13 protein-coding genes are annotated in these 17,317 nt (G+C 74.8%); 7 read left to right on the top strand and 6 right to left on the bottom strand.

The window, feature by feature from the left end; translation table 11 throughout:
* Nucleotides 1-8: 8 nt before the first annotated feature.
* Complete coding sequence (locus C8E97_RS18605) at nt 9-1,859, top strand: PIG-L family deacetylase (RefSeq protein WP_121006868.1); 1,851 nt, start codon at nt 9-11, stop codon at nt 1,857-1,859.
* A gap of 122 nt (nt 1,860-1,981) precedes the next feature.
* The gene (locus tag C8E97_RS18600) at nt 1,982-2,959 is read left to right on the top strand and encodes a pirin family protein (protein ID WP_121006867.1); all 978 of its coding nucleotides are present in this window, start codon (nt 1,982-1,984) and stop codon (nt 2,957-2,959) included.
* Nucleotides 2,960-3,088: 129 nt separating this feature from the next.
* On the opposite strand, the gene C8E97_RS18595 is transcribed toward C8E97_RS18600, so the two are convergent.
* The 3 genes from C8E97_RS18595 to C8E97_RS18585 all read right to left on the bottom strand — a co-directional run bounded on the left by C8E97_RS18595 (nt 3,089) and on the right by C8E97_RS18585 (nt 5,681).
* On the bottom strand, nt 3,089-3,949 hold the full coding sequence (locus C8E97_RS18595; protein WP_246018985.1) for an LLM class F420-dependent oxidoreductase: 861 nt from the start codon (nt 3,947-3,949) through the stop codon (nt 3,089-3,091).
* A gap of 88 nt (nt 3,950-4,037) precedes the next feature.
* The gene (gene atpB / locus C8E97_RS18590) at nt 4,038-4,805 is read right to left on the bottom strand and encodes a F0F1 ATP synthase subunit A (RefSeq protein WP_121006865.1); all 768 of its coding nucleotides are present in this window, start codon (nt 4,803-4,805) and stop codon (nt 4,038-4,040) included.
* A gap of 279 nt (nt 4,806-5,084) precedes the next feature.
* A complete protein-coding gene (locus C8E97_RS18585) occupies nt 5,085-5,681 on the bottom strand; it encodes a TetR/AcrR family transcriptional regulator (protein WP_121006864.1) in 597 nt (198 codons plus the stop codon).
* A gap of 205 nt (nt 5,682-5,886) precedes the next feature.
* Between C8E97_RS18585 and C8E97_RS18580 the strand changes: the two genes are divergently transcribed.
* Entirely contained in the window at nt 5,887-6,408 is a 522-nt protein-coding gene (locus tag C8E97_RS18580; RefSeq protein WP_246018983.1) for a GNAT family N-acetyltransferase, read from the top strand.
* Nucleotides 6,409-6,650: 242 nt separating this feature from the next.
* Here C8E97_RS18580 and C8E97_RS18575 read toward each other — a convergent pair whose 3' ends face one another.
* On the bottom strand, nt 6,651-7,514 hold the full coding sequence (locus C8E97_RS18575) for a geranyl diphosphate 2-C-methyltransferase (RefSeq protein WP_121006863.1): 864 nt from the start codon (nt 7,512-7,514) through the stop codon (nt 6,651-6,653).
* A 481-nt stretch (nt 7,515-7,995) separates the two neighbouring features.
* Complete coding sequence (locus C8E97_RS18570) at nt 7,996-8,832, bottom strand: class I SAM-dependent methyltransferase (protein ID WP_121006862.1); 837 nt, start codon at nt 8,830-8,832, stop codon at nt 7,996-7,998.
* Nucleotides 8,833-9,928: 1,096 nt separating this feature from the next.
* Here C8E97_RS18570 and C8E97_RS18560 point away from each other — a divergent pair.
* The 3 genes from C8E97_RS18560 (at nt 9,929) to C8E97_RS18545 (ending at nt 15,348) form a co-directional block, all read left to right on the top strand.
* Entirely contained in the window at nt 9,929-11,155 is a 1,227-nt protein-coding gene (locus tag C8E97_RS18560) for an AMP-binding protein (protein ID WP_170211900.1), read from the top strand.
* Between the two features lies 1 nt (nt 11,156).
* A complete protein-coding gene (locus C8E97_RS18555; protein WP_121006859.1) occupies nt 11,157-11,360 on the top strand; it encodes an MbtH family protein in 204 nt (67 codons plus the stop codon).
* 721 nt (nt 11,361-12,081) lie between these two features.
* Nucleotides 12,082-15,348, top strand: coding sequence for a DUF4082 domain-containing protein (locus C8E97_RS18545; protein WP_246018981.1), 3,267 nt, complete (start codon nt 12,082-12,084; stop codon nt 15,346-15,348).
* A gap of 193 nt (nt 15,349-15,541) precedes the next feature.
* On the opposite strand, the gene C8E97_RS18540 is transcribed toward C8E97_RS18545, so the two are convergent.
* Entirely contained in the window at nt 15,542-16,132 is a 591-nt protein-coding gene (locus C8E97_RS18540; protein WP_121006857.1) for a TetR/AcrR family transcriptional regulator, read from the bottom strand.
* 160 nt (nt 16,133-16,292) lie between these two features.
* Here C8E97_RS18540 and C8E97_RS18535 point away from each other — a divergent pair, with 160 nt between their 5' ends.
* Complete coding sequence (locus C8E97_RS18535; protein WP_121006856.1) at nt 16,293-17,312, top strand: aldo/keto reductase; 1,020 nt, start codon at nt 16,293-16,295, stop codon at nt 17,310-17,312.
* Nucleotides 17,313-17,317 lie beyond the last annotated feature (5 nt).

Below are 17,317 nucleotides of genomic sequence, written 5' to 3'. Positions count from 1 at the left end.
TGAATGCGATGGGGGCGTTGGTTATGGGGCGTACACGGCCGGTCGCACTGCTCGTGGCATTGGCGCTGGCGGTGCTGGTGGCCTGCGGCGACCTTACCGCACCGCCCGCGTCACCCGATGGGGTCGCACACCTTCAGGTGGTCGCGCACCACGACGACGACCTGCTGTTCATGAACCCGGACGTCCGCGACGCGGTGCGCTCGGGCCACCGCCTGATGACGGTGTTCCTGACCGCGGGGGAGGCCGAGGAGGCGGACGCGAACGGCTACTCGGCGACCCGCCAGGCCGGTGCGCGCGCGGCGTACGCGCGGATGGCCGGCGTGCCCGACGAGTGGGACGGCTCGGTGCTGCCGCTGGCCGACGGCCGCACGGCCGAGCGGTACTCGCTGAAGGCGCGCCCGCTGGTGTCGCTGGTGTTCCTCAACCTGCCCGAGGACGCCGACTCACGGGCCGAGGGCGGGCGGGGCGCGCTGCGCCGCCTGTGGGAGGACCGGCGCGGCTGGTACGCGGTGGACACCCTGCTGCCGACCGGCGGCCAGGTCTCGGAGCCGTCCCGGTACACCGGGAACGGCCTGATCAGGGTGCTGGCCAAGCTGATGGCGGACTTCCGGCCGACGGTGCTGCGCGCCCAGGACGACGACCCGGACCCGGAGTACCCCTACTGGCAGCCGTGGCACGACCACCCCGACCACGTGATGAGCGCGCGGTTCGCGGAGGCCGCGGCCAGGGTCTACCAGCAGTCGCCCGACCGGCCGCGGCTCACCGTGATCGGGTACCGCGACTACAACGTCGAGAGCTCGCCGGTGAACCTCCCGCCGGGCGAGCAGGACGACAAGATCGGCCACTTCGCGGCCTACCAGCGGCACGACAAGCTGGCCAACGGGCCCGGCGCGTACGACCGCTGGCCCCGCCGCATGTACTACCGGTGGAGCCGCGGCACGTCGTGGGTGGGGCGCGACGCGGACGGCAGGCTGCACGCGTTCGCCGCGCGGGGCGCGCAGCTCCTGGGTTGGCGGCGGGCCGGTGACGGCTGGGAGGCCACCGAGCCCGACCGCGCGGGCGGCCCGCTGGCCGCCGGGCTCGCGGTGGGCGCCGGCCGGGGCGGGCTGACGGTGTGCGGCCGTCGGCTGGACAACGGCGAGCTGACCTGCCGCGACGACCGGGGCTGGACGGCGCTGGGCAGCCCGGACCCCGGCGGGCGGCGGGTCGGCACGCCGGCGGTGGCCGCGCACCGCGACGGGCGGCTGGCCGTGTTCGTGCGGGACGAGGGCGGTGGCATCAGCCGGGCGGAGCAGGACGCCGACGGCGACTGGGGTCCGTGGAGCAGGCTCGGCGGTTCGGACGTGCGGGACGGCCTGAGCGCCGTGCCGGGGCCGGACGGCGCGCCCGAGGTCTACGCGAGCACGACGAAGGCGGTGGTCCACTGGACGTCGAAGGGCTGGGACGCGGCGTTCCCGGCCGTGCCGCCCGCCGGCCCTCCGGTCGCGGTGGGCGGTCCGGACGCGACGACGGTGGTGGTCCCGGTCGCCGAGACGGGCGAGATCGCGCGAACCACGCGATCCGGTGGGAGCTGGTCGGCTCCGGTGCGGGGTCCCGGTCCGGGCGGTGCGGGCGACCCGGCGGCGGTGTCCGCGGCCGGCCGGGTGGCGGTCGTGGGGCGCGATGCCGGCGGCGGGGTGACGACGGACGCGACCGGGTCGTGGGCGGGTATCGGCGGCGCGGTGCTGGACCAGCCGGCGGCGGCCGTGGACGGCGACGGCCGGGTGGTGGCGCTGTTCGTCGGGGCCGACGGCCGGCTGCACTCGGCGACGCAGACCGCGCCCGGCGGACCGTTCGCGCCCTGGCGCGCGACGGACTGAGCCGGCGGGGCGGACCGAGCCGGCGCTGCGGTCGTGCGGTCGACGGCACACCGCCGGCGACGCGGTCGGCGTTCGCGCCCGGCCTACGATGACCCGGTGACGACCGGATCGGGGCCCGCCCGATGAGCAACGTGGAGACCAGCCCGGCCGAGGTGGTGTGCACCGGCACGTCCGGGCCGGAGACCAGGGTCGAGGTGCTCGAACCGCGCGACGTGCCGCTGGGCGGTCCCCGCGCGATGACCGTGCGCCGCACCCTCCCGCAGCGCTCCCGGTCGATGATCGGCGCGTGGTGCTTCGCCGACCACTACGGGCCCGACGACGTGTCGGCGACCGGCGGCATGGACGTCGCGCCGCACCCCCACACCGGGCTCCAGACCGCGAGCTGGCTGTTCAGCGGTGCCATCGAGCACCGCGACAGCCACGGCGTGCACGCGACGGTGCGGCCGGGCGAGCTGAACCTGATGACCGGTGGTCGCGGCATCTGCCACTCGGAGGTGTCGCTGCCGGACACCACCGTCCTGCACGGCGTGCAGCTGTGGATCGCGCTGCCCGACGCCCACCGCGACGCCCCGCGCGACTTCCAGCACCACGTGCCCGAGCCGATCGCCCTGGACGGCGCGGTCGCGCGGGTGTTCCTCGGCGCGCTGGCGGGCCACACGTCGCCGGTGGCCACCTTCTCACCGCTGCTGGGCGCGGAACTGGTGCTCGACCCCGGCGCGCGGCTGGCCCTGGCGGTCGACGCGGGTTTCGAGCACGGCGTCCTGGTGGACCGGGGCGCGGTCGAGTTGGCCGGCACCCGCCTCGGGCACGCCGAGCTGGGCTACCTCGCTCCGGGCGCGCGCACCGCCGAGGTGGCCAACCCCGGCGCCGAACCCGCCCGCGTGATGCTCCTCGGCGGCGCGCCGTTCGGCGAGGAGATCGTGATGTGGTGGAACTTCGTCGGCCGCGACCACGACGAGATCGAGCGGTTCCGCGCGGAGTGGCAGGCGGAGTCGGACCGGTTCGGCCGGGTCGAGGGCTACGCCGGGACGCGCCTGCCCGCGCCACCGCTGCCGACGGGCCGCCTCCGCCCGCGCGCGAACCCGCTGCCCGGCCGCTGATCGCGGGTCGCGCCCCGGGGTGTACGTCAGGCCGGGGTGCACGTCAGGCCGGGTGCACGTCGTGTTCGGGTGAGGCAACCCGCCGGAGGGCCGTTCGCCGGTGGGGGCACCGCGCCGGCCCGCGTCCGGTCAGAGGGCCCGCAGGCGGTCCCCGGTGACGTCGGCGACGCGCCTGAGCCAGTCGGCGGGCACGGGTCCGCGTGCGCCCACCCAGACCCGTGACACACCCAGCTCGGCGTGCCGCGCCATCTGGTCGAGGAACGCGTCCGGGTCGTCCAGCGGGTCCTCGCCGAACAGGATGGTCTTCTCGATGGTCGACGGGTCGCGGCCCTCGGCCGCGCAGTGGCGGGCCAGGACGTCGAGCTTGTGCGCCACCTCCTCCGGACCGCCGAACAGGTTGCAGGCGTCGGCGTGGCGCGCGACCAGGCGCAGGGTCTTCCGCTCGCCACCGCCGCCGATCAGCACCGGTGGCCGGCGGAGGGGCCGGGGCTCGCAGATCGTCTCCGCGAGCCGGTAGTGCCTGCCCTCGAACGGGCCGTCGTCGTCGCCCCACATCTGCCGGCAGATCAGCAGCGTCTCCTCCAGGCGTTCGAACCGCTCGGCGACCGGCGGGTACGGCACGCCCAGCCCCCGGTGCTCCCGCTCGTACCAGGCCGCGCCGAGGCCGAGCAGCGCACGGCCGCCCGACAGCACGTCCAGCGTGGACACCACCTTGGCCAGCAGTCCGGGGTGGCGGTAGGTGACGCCCGTGACGAGCACGCCGAGCGTGATCCGCTCGGTCTTCCCGGCGAGGAAGCCGAGCACCGTGTAGCACTCCAGCATCGGCTCGGCCGGCCCGCCCAGGAAGTCCAGCTGGAAGTGGTGGTCCATCACGGTGAAGGCCGCGCACCCGACCTCCTCGGCGGCCCGCGCCGTGTCGGCGAGCGCCCCCGGCAGGGACCCGGGGGCCTCGGGCAGGCTGAAATCCGCGAAGTGGACGGCGAGTTCCACGAAGACCTCCTCGACTCCGGGACCGGTGCGGCCCCTTGCGGCCATTGTGGCCGCGCCGGACCCCGCCGCGCGGGGTCCGGCGGCGCCCTCAGTGCTGCGCGGCCAGCGCCCGACCGATGTAGTGCGCGCTGAGCGTCGCGAAGATGTACGCCTGGAGCACCTGGATCAGCGCTTCCAGCAGGGTGATCCCGATGGCGAGCGCGAAGCTGACCGCGGACACCGGCTTGAGCGGCGGCGCGGCCTCCAGCAGCAGGTACTGGCCGCCCAGCACGAACACCACCACCAGCAGGTGACCCGCGAACATCGCCGCGAACACCCGGATCGCCAGGGTGATCGGGTCGAAGAAGAACTTGAGGATCACCTCGGTCGGTATCAGCAGCGACCACAGCACCGGTTTCGGCACGCCCGGCAGCACGAACTGGTTCCTGAGGTACCCGCGCAGGCCGTGCCGCCGGATGCCGACCCAGTGGTAGGTCGGGTACACCACCAGCACCGCCAGCGCGCCCGGGAACGCGATGTGGGCCAGCGTCGGGAACTGGATGAGCGGGATGATCCCGAAGATGTTGTTCACCAGCACGAAGGTGAACAGCGAGATGATGAACGGCACGTACGGGCCGAAGTCCCGACCGCCGATCTGCTCGCGCGCGATCGTGTTCCGCCCGAAGTCGTAGATCGACTCGACGGCGAACTGGAGCCTGCCCGGCACCACCGCGAGCCTGCGCGAGGTGACGAGGAAGAACGTCGAGATGATCACCGCCGAGAGCACGACGAGGATCATCGGTTTGGTCACCCAGCCGAAGATCGCCGGTGGGAAGAGGTCCGCCGCTCCGGGCGGGGTGAAGGTGGTGTCGGCCATGAACGCCCCCCCGGTCCAAGGTCTTGCCCGGACCCTATCGGACGCCGGTCCGGGACGTGATCCGGGGCACACCGGCCGGGTGGGCGGTGGCGCGTGGCCCGAGCCTCCCGCGCCGCCATCCGCGCCGTGCTCCCTGCCCACCGCCACGTGCCGCTGCCCGTACTGCGCCGCTGCCCGTACTGCGCCGCTGCCCGTACTGCGCCGCTGCCCGTACTGCGCCGCTGCCCGTACTGTGCCGCTGTCCGTACTGCGCCGCTGCCCGCGATCCGAGTCGTGCCGCTACCCGCGACCCGTGCCGCCGAGCACGCGGTCCAGGTGGTGGTGCACGACGGCCCGCGCGCACTCGGAGCTGGTCCGGCCGCAGGCCAGCTCGGCGGCGAGGCCGTTGGCGAGCGCCCGGATCAGGTGCGCCTCCCGTTCGGCGTCGAGGTCGGCGCGGACGCCCCGGACGACCTCGGCGGTGCGCGCGCGCAGGTCGATGTCGTCGGCGTACAGCAGCTCGGCGAACTCCGGGTCGTCCAGGGCCCGGCCGAGGAACGCCACCCAGACCCGCACGGCCTGCCGGGTGTCGGGGTCGTCGCCGAGCAGTTCGTCCAAGGTGGCGCGGAGCGTGTCCTCGGGCGTGCCCGCGAGCCCGCCGACGCGCTGCCCGATGCGGGCCGTCATGCGGTCCCGCGCGAGGCGCAGCCCGAACAGCAGCAGCGCGTCCTTGCTGCGGAAGTAGTGCTGGACGCGCCCGACCGACACCCCGGCCTCGGCGGCGACCTCGCGCAGGCTCACCGCCTCCAGGCCCGCGCGGGCGACGAGCCGCCACACCGCGCCGGCGATGTCGGCCTTGTGCCGTTCGTGCTGTTCGACGTCGATGGTGCGGGCCACCGCGGCAGTTTAGCAATACGGACGCATTGAGATCGTTGCACGCCACTGTCTACGATGCGGACGCATTGGTAAGGGGGGCTCGCGGTGGTTGAGCGGATCATGCCCGCGGTGGCGATGTTCGCGGCGGCTCGTGTCCTTTGAGGAGCGGCGGCCAGTGTCCTCAGAGGACGTAAGGTGGCCGCAGACCTGTCGCGAAGGGGGAAGCGTGGAGATCCGTCGAGGTGGTCCGGCAGACCTGCCGGCGATCATGGCGATGCTGGACGGCGCGGTGGCGTGGTTGGACGCGTCCGGGCGCACCGGGCAGTGGGGCAGCGAACCGTGGTCGGCCGACCCGCGCCGGGCCGGGCGGATCGCCGACCGGGTGCGCGAGGACACCGTGTGGATCGCGGAGGTCGACGGCGAGCCGGCCGGTGCGCTGACGCACTCGCCGGAGCCGATGGACTACGTGCCGGCCGTCGACGAGCCCGAGCTGTACGTGCGGTTGCTGGTGACGTCCCGCGCGTTCACCGGCCTCGGCGTCGGTGCCGCGCTGCTCGACCACGCCCGCGACCAGGCGCGCCGGCAGGGCATCGACCTGGTGCGGGTCGACTGCTACGCGGGCGGCGACGGCCGGCTGGTGCGGTACTACCGGAGCAGGGGCTTCACGCCGGTCGAGACGTTCACGGTGGGGGACTGGCCGGGGCAGCTGCTGTCCGACCGGGTCCTCTCGCGGTCCGCCGAGGCGTAGCCGCCGTCAGGGCTTCCGCGCAAGCCCCGGAGGGCACCGCACCCCCAGGGCACCGCCGGCACCGGGCGACCCGACAGTCGCCCGGAGCCGGCACCCGCCGCAGGGGCGCTGCGGTCGCCCGGACCCGGCAACCGTCGCGGGGCGACCCGACAGACGCCCGGTGGCGGCAACCGTCGCGGAAGCGCGCGGTCGCCGCCACCGGCGCGTGCGCGGAGCACGGCGCGGTGGCGGCGACGCCGGTGTCAGATCCGGCCCTGGACGCGGTCGGCCACGATGAGCAGGTAGTGGAAGCTGCTCTCGCGGTACGCCGTCAGGAACGACGACTCCACGCCGGTCGCCACCGACGAGCGCTCGCGCAGTTCCCAATAAGGAATGGTGGCGGGCGTCAGGTCGACCACTTCGATCGGCACCAGGTTGTTCGCGGTGAGCGCCTTGAAGTATTGGCTGCGCGCGTGGACGCTGCACGTGTAGCGCTCGTCGATCTGGCTGACCGCCTTGGAACGGCCACCCGTGACGTCGTTGTAGCAGCCGGTGATGCACACGTACCGACCGCCGTGCCGCAGCAGCCGGGAGAATTCGCTGAACAAGTCGAACAGGTCGACGTACATGGTGGTCTCGTTGGTCCACACGCCGTCGAAACCACCGGCCTCGAAACCGGTGTCGAGCATGTTCCGGAAGTGGAACCGCACCTTGTCCGCCACGCCCCACCGCGCGGCCTGGTCGTTCGCGAACTCGACCTGCTTCTCGGAGATGGACACGCCGTCGACCCGGCAGCCGAACCGCCGGTTGGCCATGATGCTCGTGCCGCCGCGCCCGGAGCCGCCGTCCAGCAGCCGGTCGTCCGGCCCGATCCCGGCGAACCGGTCCAGCAGGAAGTCGGCCTGCGCGGTCTCCAGCCGGTGCAGCTCGGCGATCACCCGCGCGTCCCGCGTCTCCTCGGGCCCCGCCAGCACGGACTCGTCGTACGGGCCGAGTCCGTAGTGGTGGTGGTAGATCCCGTCGACCTCGCCCAGCCGGATGTTCACCGGGTCGCGTTCGGCGTTCCAATACGCCGCCACGGACTTCTGGTAATCGGTGCGCAGCACCCCGGGTGCGACAGTGGTCATCGGTGAGTGCTCTCCTCGTGAGTCCGCGCCCTGACCGGAATGCGCGCTGCGGGATACCGCCGAATTGCGGTGCCGGCGAATTCCGTGGAAGGGCTAATCGGCGGTCGCGACCGTGGAATACGCTAGCACCGGCTATTTGACCGTGTACAGTCGCCCGAATGGGTAGGTCCGCGCCGGATGGCGCAATTGCTCCGGTTGGTGGCGACCGGCCACACGATTCGGCGAACGCCTTGATTCCGCCGCGACGGACGGTATGCGAGGGAGGCTCGCCCTCTCGCGCCGCCGAACGCCGTGAGCACGGATTTCCCCTTGCGTCCCCGATCGCCCGCCGGGATGTCGAGCCGGTGGAAGGGTGAACCGGGGCCGGCCGCCGCACGGGTCCCGAGGTGTGGGAAGGGTCCGGAAGGCGGGCGGCGGCTCGGCGCAGGGGGTTCGGCGCAGGGGATGAGGGGCCGGCGGGCGGCTGCGCGGGCGGGCGCGGTCAGGCGCCCCCGGCGGCCGTGAGCAGGAACGCGGGTGACGACCAGTAGTCGTGCAGCGGCGTGACGCGGACGTCGGTGAAGCCGGCGCGCGCCACCTGCTCCGCCCACCGGTCCGCCGGTTGCTCCCACGTCGAGCGCACCGCGCCGGGCAGCAGCTGACCGGTCAGCACGGGCATCAGGAAGCCCTGCGCCACCAGGTCCCGGTCGTCGTCGTACTCGGCCAGGCCGCGCTCGTAGGTCTCGGCGAGGAACCGCAGGCGCTCCGCCGGGGGCAGGTCCGGCACGTCGAACTCCACCACCGCCAGCACGCCCACGCGCGGCGCGAGCGCGGCCAGCACCTCGTCCCGCGTCCCGTGCGGCAGGGTGTGCAGGGCGAAGGTCGACTGCGCCGCGTCGAACCACCCGCACGACCCGGCGAACGGCTCGACGCGGGTGTTGCGGGCGTCGGTCGCGATGTCGCCGGGCAGGTGTCGCACCGCCTCCGCGAGCAGCGCGGCGGACGGTTCCACGAGGGTGAGCCGCGCGGGCCGGTGGCGGGCGAGCGACGGCCGCAGGGCCCGGCCGTCGCCGCAGCCGACGTCGAGCAGCGAGGCCGGCCGCACGCGCTCGTGGAGGTCGGCCAGCGCCGAGCCCACCGCCTCGTACAGGCCGACGTTGCCGCCGCCGCCGATGAACGCCCGGAACGCGGCGGGCCGGTCGTAGACCGTGCCGTCGGCGTCGCCGGCGAGGTACCGGCCCAGCGCGCGGCCGAGCGGCGAGTCGACGGCGGACGCGAGGTCCCTGGCGCGGTCGGGTTCCCCGGCGGTGAGCGCGGCCAGGGCGGAGGTGATCGTCACCGGTCCAGCTTCGCAAAACCGCGCCGCGCGGTCGCGTGGATTCGGGCCCGCGCCGCACGTGGGGCCGCGCCGCACGTCGACCGGTGCCGCACGTCGACCGGTGCCGCACGTCGACCGGCGCCGCACGTCGACCGGCGCCGCACGTCGACCGGCGCCGCACGTCGACCCGCGCGGGGCGCGGCCCGGTCGGCGGACGCCCCGCGGGACCGCCGACCGGCGGACCGTGCCGGACCGCGGTGCGCGGCGGGTCACCGCGCCGGCTCGCCCCGAATTCCCAGCCGGGCACCGGGTCGGGTGACGTCCGCGCGCACGGTGGGATTCAACCGTGCGCGGTGGGCGTTCGGGTGAAATGGTTCACGACAATGCACGCGATTCCCCCGCGAAACGATTCGCGCGCACGCGCCGGGCGACCACAGGCGCGTCGGCGCACCCGGTTTCCCGGCGTTTCCGAAGACCACTCGTAATTGCCTCGACGGCCACCGCGCCGGCGCGTGCTCCGGTCCCTGGGCGGGACGCCCCACCGACGCCGACCTGGCGCGGCACCAACGTGGCACAGGGCTTCCGCCCGCGTCAAGCACGTCGCCGGCGGCCGTGACCATCGATTTGAGGGGGCGTCGACCACTGTCCGAACGGGGGTTGCCTGGATGGCCCCGATCGCTAGTATGCGAAGTGTCGGCCGCTGCGGAGCAGTCGACCGAGTCGGGGAAGACCGGGGGATCTGGGGTCGACGGTAGCCGGGGCGGGTCCGCGGGAGTCCACCCCGAGCGGACGCGCAATCGCCGTCGGATTGTCGTCGGACGCCGCTTTCCGATCGGTCGTGCTGGTCGCCGCCGCGCGCGAGGGGAGTGTCCGGTGCGTCGTGCCGCGTTCGTCGTCGGGCGGTTCGCCGGTCGACGTCGCGCTCCGGCCGTCGCCGGGCGGGCGCGGCGCGGCGCGGGGGTGCGGCCGTGCGGCGGTCCGCCCGCGCGACGCCGTGCGGGTGGGGCGGCGCGCCGGTCGGGGTCCGCGCGCGGGGCGCCCGGCTCGCGGGTCCGGCCCGGCCGTCCGGCCGCGGCGACTCCGACCGCGCCCGTGAGGCTCGGGGAGGGTGAGGTCCGTGGACGGGCGTGACGGGTGCGTGCACGACCTCGTCGCGGCGCAGGCGGCCGTGACGCCGGAGGCGGTCGCCGTCGCGGCGCCCGACGTGCGGTGGAGCTACCGGCGGCTGGACGGCCGCGCGAACGCGTGGGCGCACCACCTGCGCGCGCTGGGCGTCGGTCGCGGTGACGTGGTGGGCGTGCTGCTGCACCGCGTGCCCGAGACGGTGGCGGTGCTGCTCGGCGTCCTCAAATCGGGCGCGGCCTACCTGCCGCTCGACCCGTCGTGCCCGGCCGCGCGCGTCGAGCACCTGTTGCGGGACACCGGGACGCGGGTGCTGGTGACGGACCCGCCGCTGGCCCGGCGGTACCCCGGTGTCCGCGTGACGACCGCGGCCGAGGTGGTGGGCGTCCGGTTCACGCCGCTGGGCGTCGACACGGGGCCGGACGACGTGGTGTGCGTGCTGTACGCGATCGGGTCGACCGGTGACCCCGAGGGCGTCGTGCTGTCCCACGGGAACGTGGTGAACCAGCTCCGCTGGGCGGTCGGCGCGTTCGGGTTGGACGAGGGCACCGGCGCGGTGCTGCACTCGTCGCTCGCGTTCGACCTGGCCGTGCCCAGCCTGTACTGCCCGCTGCTGGCCGGTCGGACGCTGTGGCTGCGCGCGGACCTCCCGACCTCGGCGCGCGGCGACACGGGGCTGAGCTTCGTCAAGACGACGCCCTCGCACCTGCGGCTGCTGGCGGCGGACCACGTGCCCGAGCGCGCGACCGAGTGGGCGGGCGTGCTCGTGGTGAGCGGCGCGGACCTGCGGTTCGAGGACGTCGCGGCGTGGCTGGGCGGCCCGGTGCGCCGGATCGTCAACGCCTACGGCCCGGCCGGCGCGGCGGTGTCGTGCACCGCGTACGAGGTCACCGCGCGGGGCTCGGGCCGGGTGCCGATCGGGACCGCGCTGCCCGGCGTGCGGGTCCACCTGCTCGACGGCGCGATGAGGCCGGTGCCGCGCGGCGCGCTCGGCGAGCTGTTCGTCGGCGGTGTCGGCGTGGCGCACGGCTACTGGGCGCGGCCCGGCCTGACCGCCGACCGGTTCGTGCCCGACCCGTTCGGCGGCGAGCCCGGCGCGCGGCTGTACCGGACCGGTGACCTGGCGCGCGAACTGCCGGACGGCAACCTGGAGTTCGCCGGGCGGGTGGACCGGGTGCCCGCGCCCGCCGCGTCGCCGTTCCCGGTGGAGGGGGCCTCCTGACGTGGGGGACGTCTACAAGGTCGTGGTCAACCACGAGGAGCAGTACTCGATCTGGCCGGTGGACCGGGCGGACGTGCCGGGCTGGTCCGACGCCGGCGTCCGCGGCACCAGGGAGGAGTGCCTGGCGCACATCGAGCGGGTGTGGACGGACATCCGGCCGTTGAGCCTGCGCCGCCGCATCGGCCGGGAGCGCGCGGACCGCTGACCCGCGCTGCCCCGCCGCGCGGTGAGGACGTCCGGCATGGTGGCCTGGAAGATCGGGGTGAACGCGGCGGACGCGCAGCAGGAGGACCAGGCGTGGACCTGCCACACGGCGTCCACCCGCGGCAGGGCGAGCGCGCCGGCCGCGCGCACGCAGTCGAGCGCCACGAGCGCGGTCCCGCGCGGCACCCTGGCCGCGAGCGCGCCGGCCGCCGGCCCCGATGCCGACGTAGGTGACCATCTTGATCGCCAGGGCGGTGCACAGGACCGCGCCCGCGTCCGCGCCGGCGACGTCGTGGGCGGGCAGGCCGAGCGACGGTGGCCAGACCGGTGCCGAGCAGCGCGGTCACCCGCGCGGCGAACAGCCGGCGGTACGTGCGGGCCCTGCCCCGGCGGCCCGCGCGGCGGGACCGTCCCACCGCGACCGTCCACGCGCATTCGCCGGTGCGGCAACGGTTCCCCCGGCCCTCCGCGCCGCAGCCGCCCCGGCCTCGTCCGGTAACGGCTCGCGTCGCCCCACCGATGCCCGGCGTGGAACCGGGGCCGTCCGGCCTTGGCGGAGAGGCGGGAAGCCGATGTCGTTACCCGACGCCTTACGAGTGTCCGCGGTCCCGCGGCACAGACCCGATACCCCACGGCGCACACCCGATACCCCGGAGCGCGGCCCCGATGTCCCTCGGCGCGGACCTGGTGTCCCTCGGCGCGGACCCGGTGCGCGGACGCGGTTGTTCGCGGTCGCCGCGCTCGCGGTGGCCCTGCTCGTCCCGCTGGGGCCCACCCAGTCGCGGGCCGTCGCGGAGCCCGCCGCGACGCCGGCCGTCGAGTTCACCGACGTGCCCGCCGGGGCCACCGTCGGCACGCCCTACGCGTTCTCCGGCACGCTGACCGAGCCCGACGCCGTCGCGGCCGTCGAGGTGTCCACCGACGGCGGCTCCCGGTGGGGCGCGGCCACGTGGCAGGCGGGCGGCTCGACGTGGCGCCACACCTACACGCCGACCGCCTCGGGCCAGGCCACGCTGCTCGCCCGCGCCCTGGACGCCGGGCGCAACCCACTGGGCACGGCGTCCGCCACGACCGCGGTCGCCGCGCGGGTCTGCCCGTGCGGCCTGTGGACCGACCACGACACACCCGCCACACCCGACCTCGCCGACCCCTCCGCGATGGAGCTGGGCGTCCGGTGGCGCGCGGCGTCTACCGGTTTCGTGCGCGGCGTGCGGTTCTACAAGGGACCCGGCAACACCGGGACCCACACCGGCAGCCTGTGGAGCGCCACCGGGGTGCGGCTGGCGACCGGCACGTTCACCGACGAGACCGCGGGCGGCTGGCAGACGCTGCTGTTCCCGAGCCCCGTCGCGGTCGACGGCAACCAGGTCTACGTGGCGTCCTACCTCTCGCCGACCGGCCACTTCTCGGTCGACACCGACTACTTCACCACGTCGGCCCGGCACCTAGAGCCGCTGACCGCGCTCCAGAGCGGCGCGGGCGAGGGCGCGAACGGCGTGTTCCGCGCCGGCGGCGGCTTCCCGAACGCGAGCACCCGCGGCAGCAACTACTGGGTCGACGTGGTGTGGGCGCCGGAAGCCGGGCCCGACACGCGTGCGCCCGGCGTCGCCGACCTGCGCCCCGGTCCCGGCGCGGGCAGCGTGCCGCCGACCACCGCCGTGCACGTCACCTACGACGAGGTCGTCGACCCCGGCTCGGTCGAGTTCACCCTCACCGGACCGGGCGGCGCGGTCGCCGGCACGACGTCGGTCGACGGCACGGCGGCGCGGTTCGTCCCGTCCGCCGCTCTCGCGCCCGGCACCCCGTACACGGCGTCGGCGCGGGTGCGCGACCCGGCCGGCAACCGGAGCGCCGCGCACACCTGGGCGTTCACCACGGGCTCACCGCGCCCGGCGGCCTGCCCGTGCACGGTGTGGGACGACTTCACCACGCCGGTCGAGCCGGCCGTCGCGGACACCGCCGCCGTGGAGGTCGGCGCGAAGGTCCGGTTCGACGGCCGGGGCGAGGTGCTGGGCGTCCGGTTCTACAAGGGGCCCGGCAACACCGGCACGCACACCGGCTCGTTCTGGTCGGCCACCGGGCTGCTGCTGGCCACCGGTACGTTCACCGACGAGACGACCACCGGCTGGCAGACGCTGACCTTCCTGTCCCCGGTCAGCGTGCAGGCCAACACGACCTACGTCGTGTCGTACCACGCGCCGAACGGCCGCTACGCCGTGGACCCCGGCTTCTTCGGCAACCAGGCGTCCTACGGCGGGATACGGGCGCTCGCCCACGGCGAGGACGGCGGCAACGGCGTCTTCCGCTACGGCGGCGGTTTCCCCTCGGCCAGCCACAACCGGAACAACTACTGGGTGGACGTCGTGTACCGCAACGGCGTCGACGGCGACCGCACACCGCCGACCGTCCTCGCGCGCACCCCCGCGCCGGACGGGACCGGCGTGCCGGTGGGCGGTCCGCTGACCCTGACCTACGACGAGGCGGTCGACCCGGCGTCGCCGAGGGTGTGGCTGACCGATCCGGGCGGCGTCCGGCTGACCGGCACGGCCGAGCTGTCCGACGACGGCAGGACCGTCACGTGGCGGCCGGGCGCGGTGCTCGCGCCGAACACCGCCTACACCGCGCACGCGGTCGTCGCGGACGTCCACGGCAACGCGACGCCCACGACGACCTGGAAGATCACCACCGAGGCGTCGACCGCCTGCCCGTGCTCGCTGTTCAGCGCCGCCACCGTGCCCACCGTCCCGTCGGCGGGCGACGGCGCCGCCCACGAACTCGGCGTCCGGTTCAAGGCCGCGCACCACGGCCGGGTGACCGGCGTGCGGTTCTACAAGGGCGAAGGCAACACCGGCACCCACACCGGCTCGCTGTGGTCCGCGACCGGCGACCGGCTGGCGACGGGGACCTTCACCGGGGAGACGGCGACGGGCTGGCAGACGCTGACCTTCGCGACACCGGTCGACGTCCGCGCGGGGACGACCTACGTGGCGTCCTACACCGCGCCGCGCGGCCGGTTCGCGGTCGACTACGGCTACTACCAGGGCCGCGGGGTCGACTCGCCGCCGTTGAGCGCGCCGCGCAACGCCTGGGACAGCCCCAACGGCGTCTACGTCGCGGGCAGCGGGTTCCCGACCAACACCCACCAGGGCAACAACTACTGGGTGGACGTCGTCTACACGTTCAGCGGCGACACCGTGCCGCCGGTCGGCGGCGGGCACACGCCGTTGGACGACGCGACGGAGGTCGACCTGGACGGGCCGGTCACGGCGTCGTTCGACGAGCCGGTCGACCTGGCGGACACCACCGTCACCGTCACCGACGGGGGCGGTTCGCGGGTCGACGGGACGCTGAGCAGGACCGAGGACGGCCGCACGGTGGTCTGGACGCCCAAGGCGCGGCTGTCGGCGAACACCCGGCACGCGGTGAGCGTGCGGGCGGTGGACGAGGCCGCGAACGCGATGCCGACCCCGGTCACCTGGCGGTTCACCACGACGGCGACGCAGGTGTGCCCGTGCTCCCTGTTCAGCGGCGCGGCGTTGCCGGACATCCGGTGGAAGCCCTTCACGTCCTTCCAGCACGTGGGTGTGCGGTTCACGCCGACCGTCGACGGGGTCGTCACCGGCGTGCGGTTCTACCAGACCGGGGCGAACCCCGGTCCGCACACCGGGAACCTGTGGGCGTCGGACGGGACGCGGCTGGCGACCGGGCCGTTCACGGGCGTGACGGGGGAGGGGTGGCAGACCTTGACCTTCGCCTCGCCGGTGCCGGTGGCGGCCGGCGAGGTCTACGTCGGCAGCTACACGGTGCCCGGCGGGTACCCGGCGTTGAGCGAGGGGTACTTCGCGGGGTACCGGGTCGACTCACCGCCGTTGGCCACGCCCGAGGGGCCGGCCGGGGTCTTCGGGTCGGGTGAGGGGATGCCGTCGACGGTGGCGGCCGGTGGGACGAACTTCTGGGTGGACGTGGTGTTCGAGGCCGCGTCGGGCTGAGGTTCGGTCGCTGGGTTCCTCGCGTCGGAGGTGCCGGGGGCCGGAGGACGACTCGTCCCCGGCCCCCGGCTCGTGCGGTGGCGCGGTCGCTCCCCGGCTGCCGATGGCGTGCGGCGCGGCGCGGTTGCGTCAGTCCGGTCGGCGGCCAGTCCGGTCGGCGGTCAGTCCGGTCGGCGGTCAGTCCGGTCGGCGGTCAGTCGGGTCGGCGGAGACCCGCGATGAGGAGCGCGACCAGGCGGCGCGCGTCGTAGCGGGGATCGCTGTCCGCGCCGATGCAGAGGTTGCCGACACCGCGCATCAGCTCGTACGCCTGCACGTCCGGCCGGATCTCGCCGGACTCGGCCGCCGCGTCCAGCAGGCGGGCGCAGACGGGCACGAGGCGGTCGAGGAAGTACGCGTGCAGCGCGTCGAACCCGGCGTGGTCGGGCTGGAGCACGGCGGCCAGGCCGTGCTTGGTGACCAGGAAGTCCACGAAGAGGTCGATCCACCGCCCCAGCGCGGCGTGCGGGGTGGGGCCTGCCGCCAGCAGGTCCGGGCCCGCTTCGGCGCACGCGTCGACCTGGTGCCGGTAGACGGCGATGATCAGGTCCGCCCGGGTGGGGAAGTGCCGGTAGATCGTGGCCGTCCCGACACCGGCCTTGGCCGCGATGTCGCGCACCGGCGCCTCCACTCCCGACGTCACGAAGATCGCGGCGGCGGCGTCGAGCAGGGTCTTCTCGTTGCGCCGGGCGTCGGCCCGCTTGGGGCGCGCCACCTGCCGCGCGCCCCGGTCTTCCTCACTCACCGCGTCGTACCTCCACTGCTCGACACCGCCTTGCTAAACGGGACATGGTTCCGTATCGTCGGAATCGGGACACGGTTCCGTTTGCTCATCATGGCAGAGCGCGGACCGGTGGGCCACGCGGCGCGCCCGCGCCGCGATCGCCAAGGAGAGGAACACGGTCATGCGACACCGCACCCTCGGTCGGACCGGAGTGCAGGTCGGCGCGCTCTCGCTCGGCGCGATGAACTTCGGCCGGATCGGGCAGACCGACCAGGGCGTGGTCACCGCCCTGGTCGACAGCGCGCTCGAAGCCGGCGTCAACGTCGTCGACACCGCCGACCACTACAGCGCGGGCGACTCGGAGGTGATGGTCGGCAAGGCCATCGCCGGCCGTCGGGACGACGTCGTGCTCGCCACCAAGGCCGGCCTGCCCATGCGGGACGGCGGCCACCACCAGGGCGGTTCGCGCCGCTGGCTGTTCACCGCCGTGGAGGACAGCCTGCGCCGGCTCGGCGTCGACCACATCGACCTCTACCAGGTGCACCGGTGGGACCCGGCCACCGACGACGAGGAGACGCTGTCGGCGTTGACCGACCTGCGGAACGCGGGGAAGATCCGCTACTTCGGCACCTCGACGTACCCCGCGTACCGCATCGTGCAGGCCCAGTGGGCCGCCCGCGAGCACCACCTGGGCCGGTACGCCACCGAGCAGCCCGGCTACTCGGTCCTCCAGCGCGGTGTCGAGTCCCACGTGCTGCCCGTGACCGAGCAGTACGGGCTCGGCGTCCTGGTGTGGAGCCCGTTGGCGGGCGGCTGGCTGTCCGGCGCGGTCCGCAGGGGCCGGGAGGTCGCCACCAACCGCTCGACGTTCATGCCGGGGCGGTTCGACCTCTCCGCGCCCGCCAACCGGGCCAAGCTCGACGCCGTCGAGCGGCTGGTCGGCGTCGCCGCCGAGGCCGGCCTGACCCTGATCCAGCTCGCGCTCGGGTTCGTGACCGCGCACCCGGCCGTGACGAGCGCGATCATCGGCCCCCGCACGCCGGAGCACCTGCGCTCGCAGCTCGCCGCCGCGGACACGGTGCTCACGCCCGACGTGCTCGACGCGATCGACGGGATCGTCGCACCCGGCGTCGACCTGGCCCCGGACGAGAAGCACGACACCCCGCCCGCGCTGCTCGACCCGGCGCTGCGCCGTCGCTGACCCGC

Origin of the sequence: Saccharothrix australiensis (assembly GCF_003634935.1) — a bacterium.
Classification (GTDB): domain Bacteria; phylum Actinomycetota; class Actinomycetes; order Mycobacteriales; family Pseudonocardiaceae; genus Actinosynnema; species Actinosynnema australiense.
The sequence above is the reverse complement of the archived record's forward strand: the minus strand, read 5'-3'. Positions and strand labels throughout refer to the sequence as shown.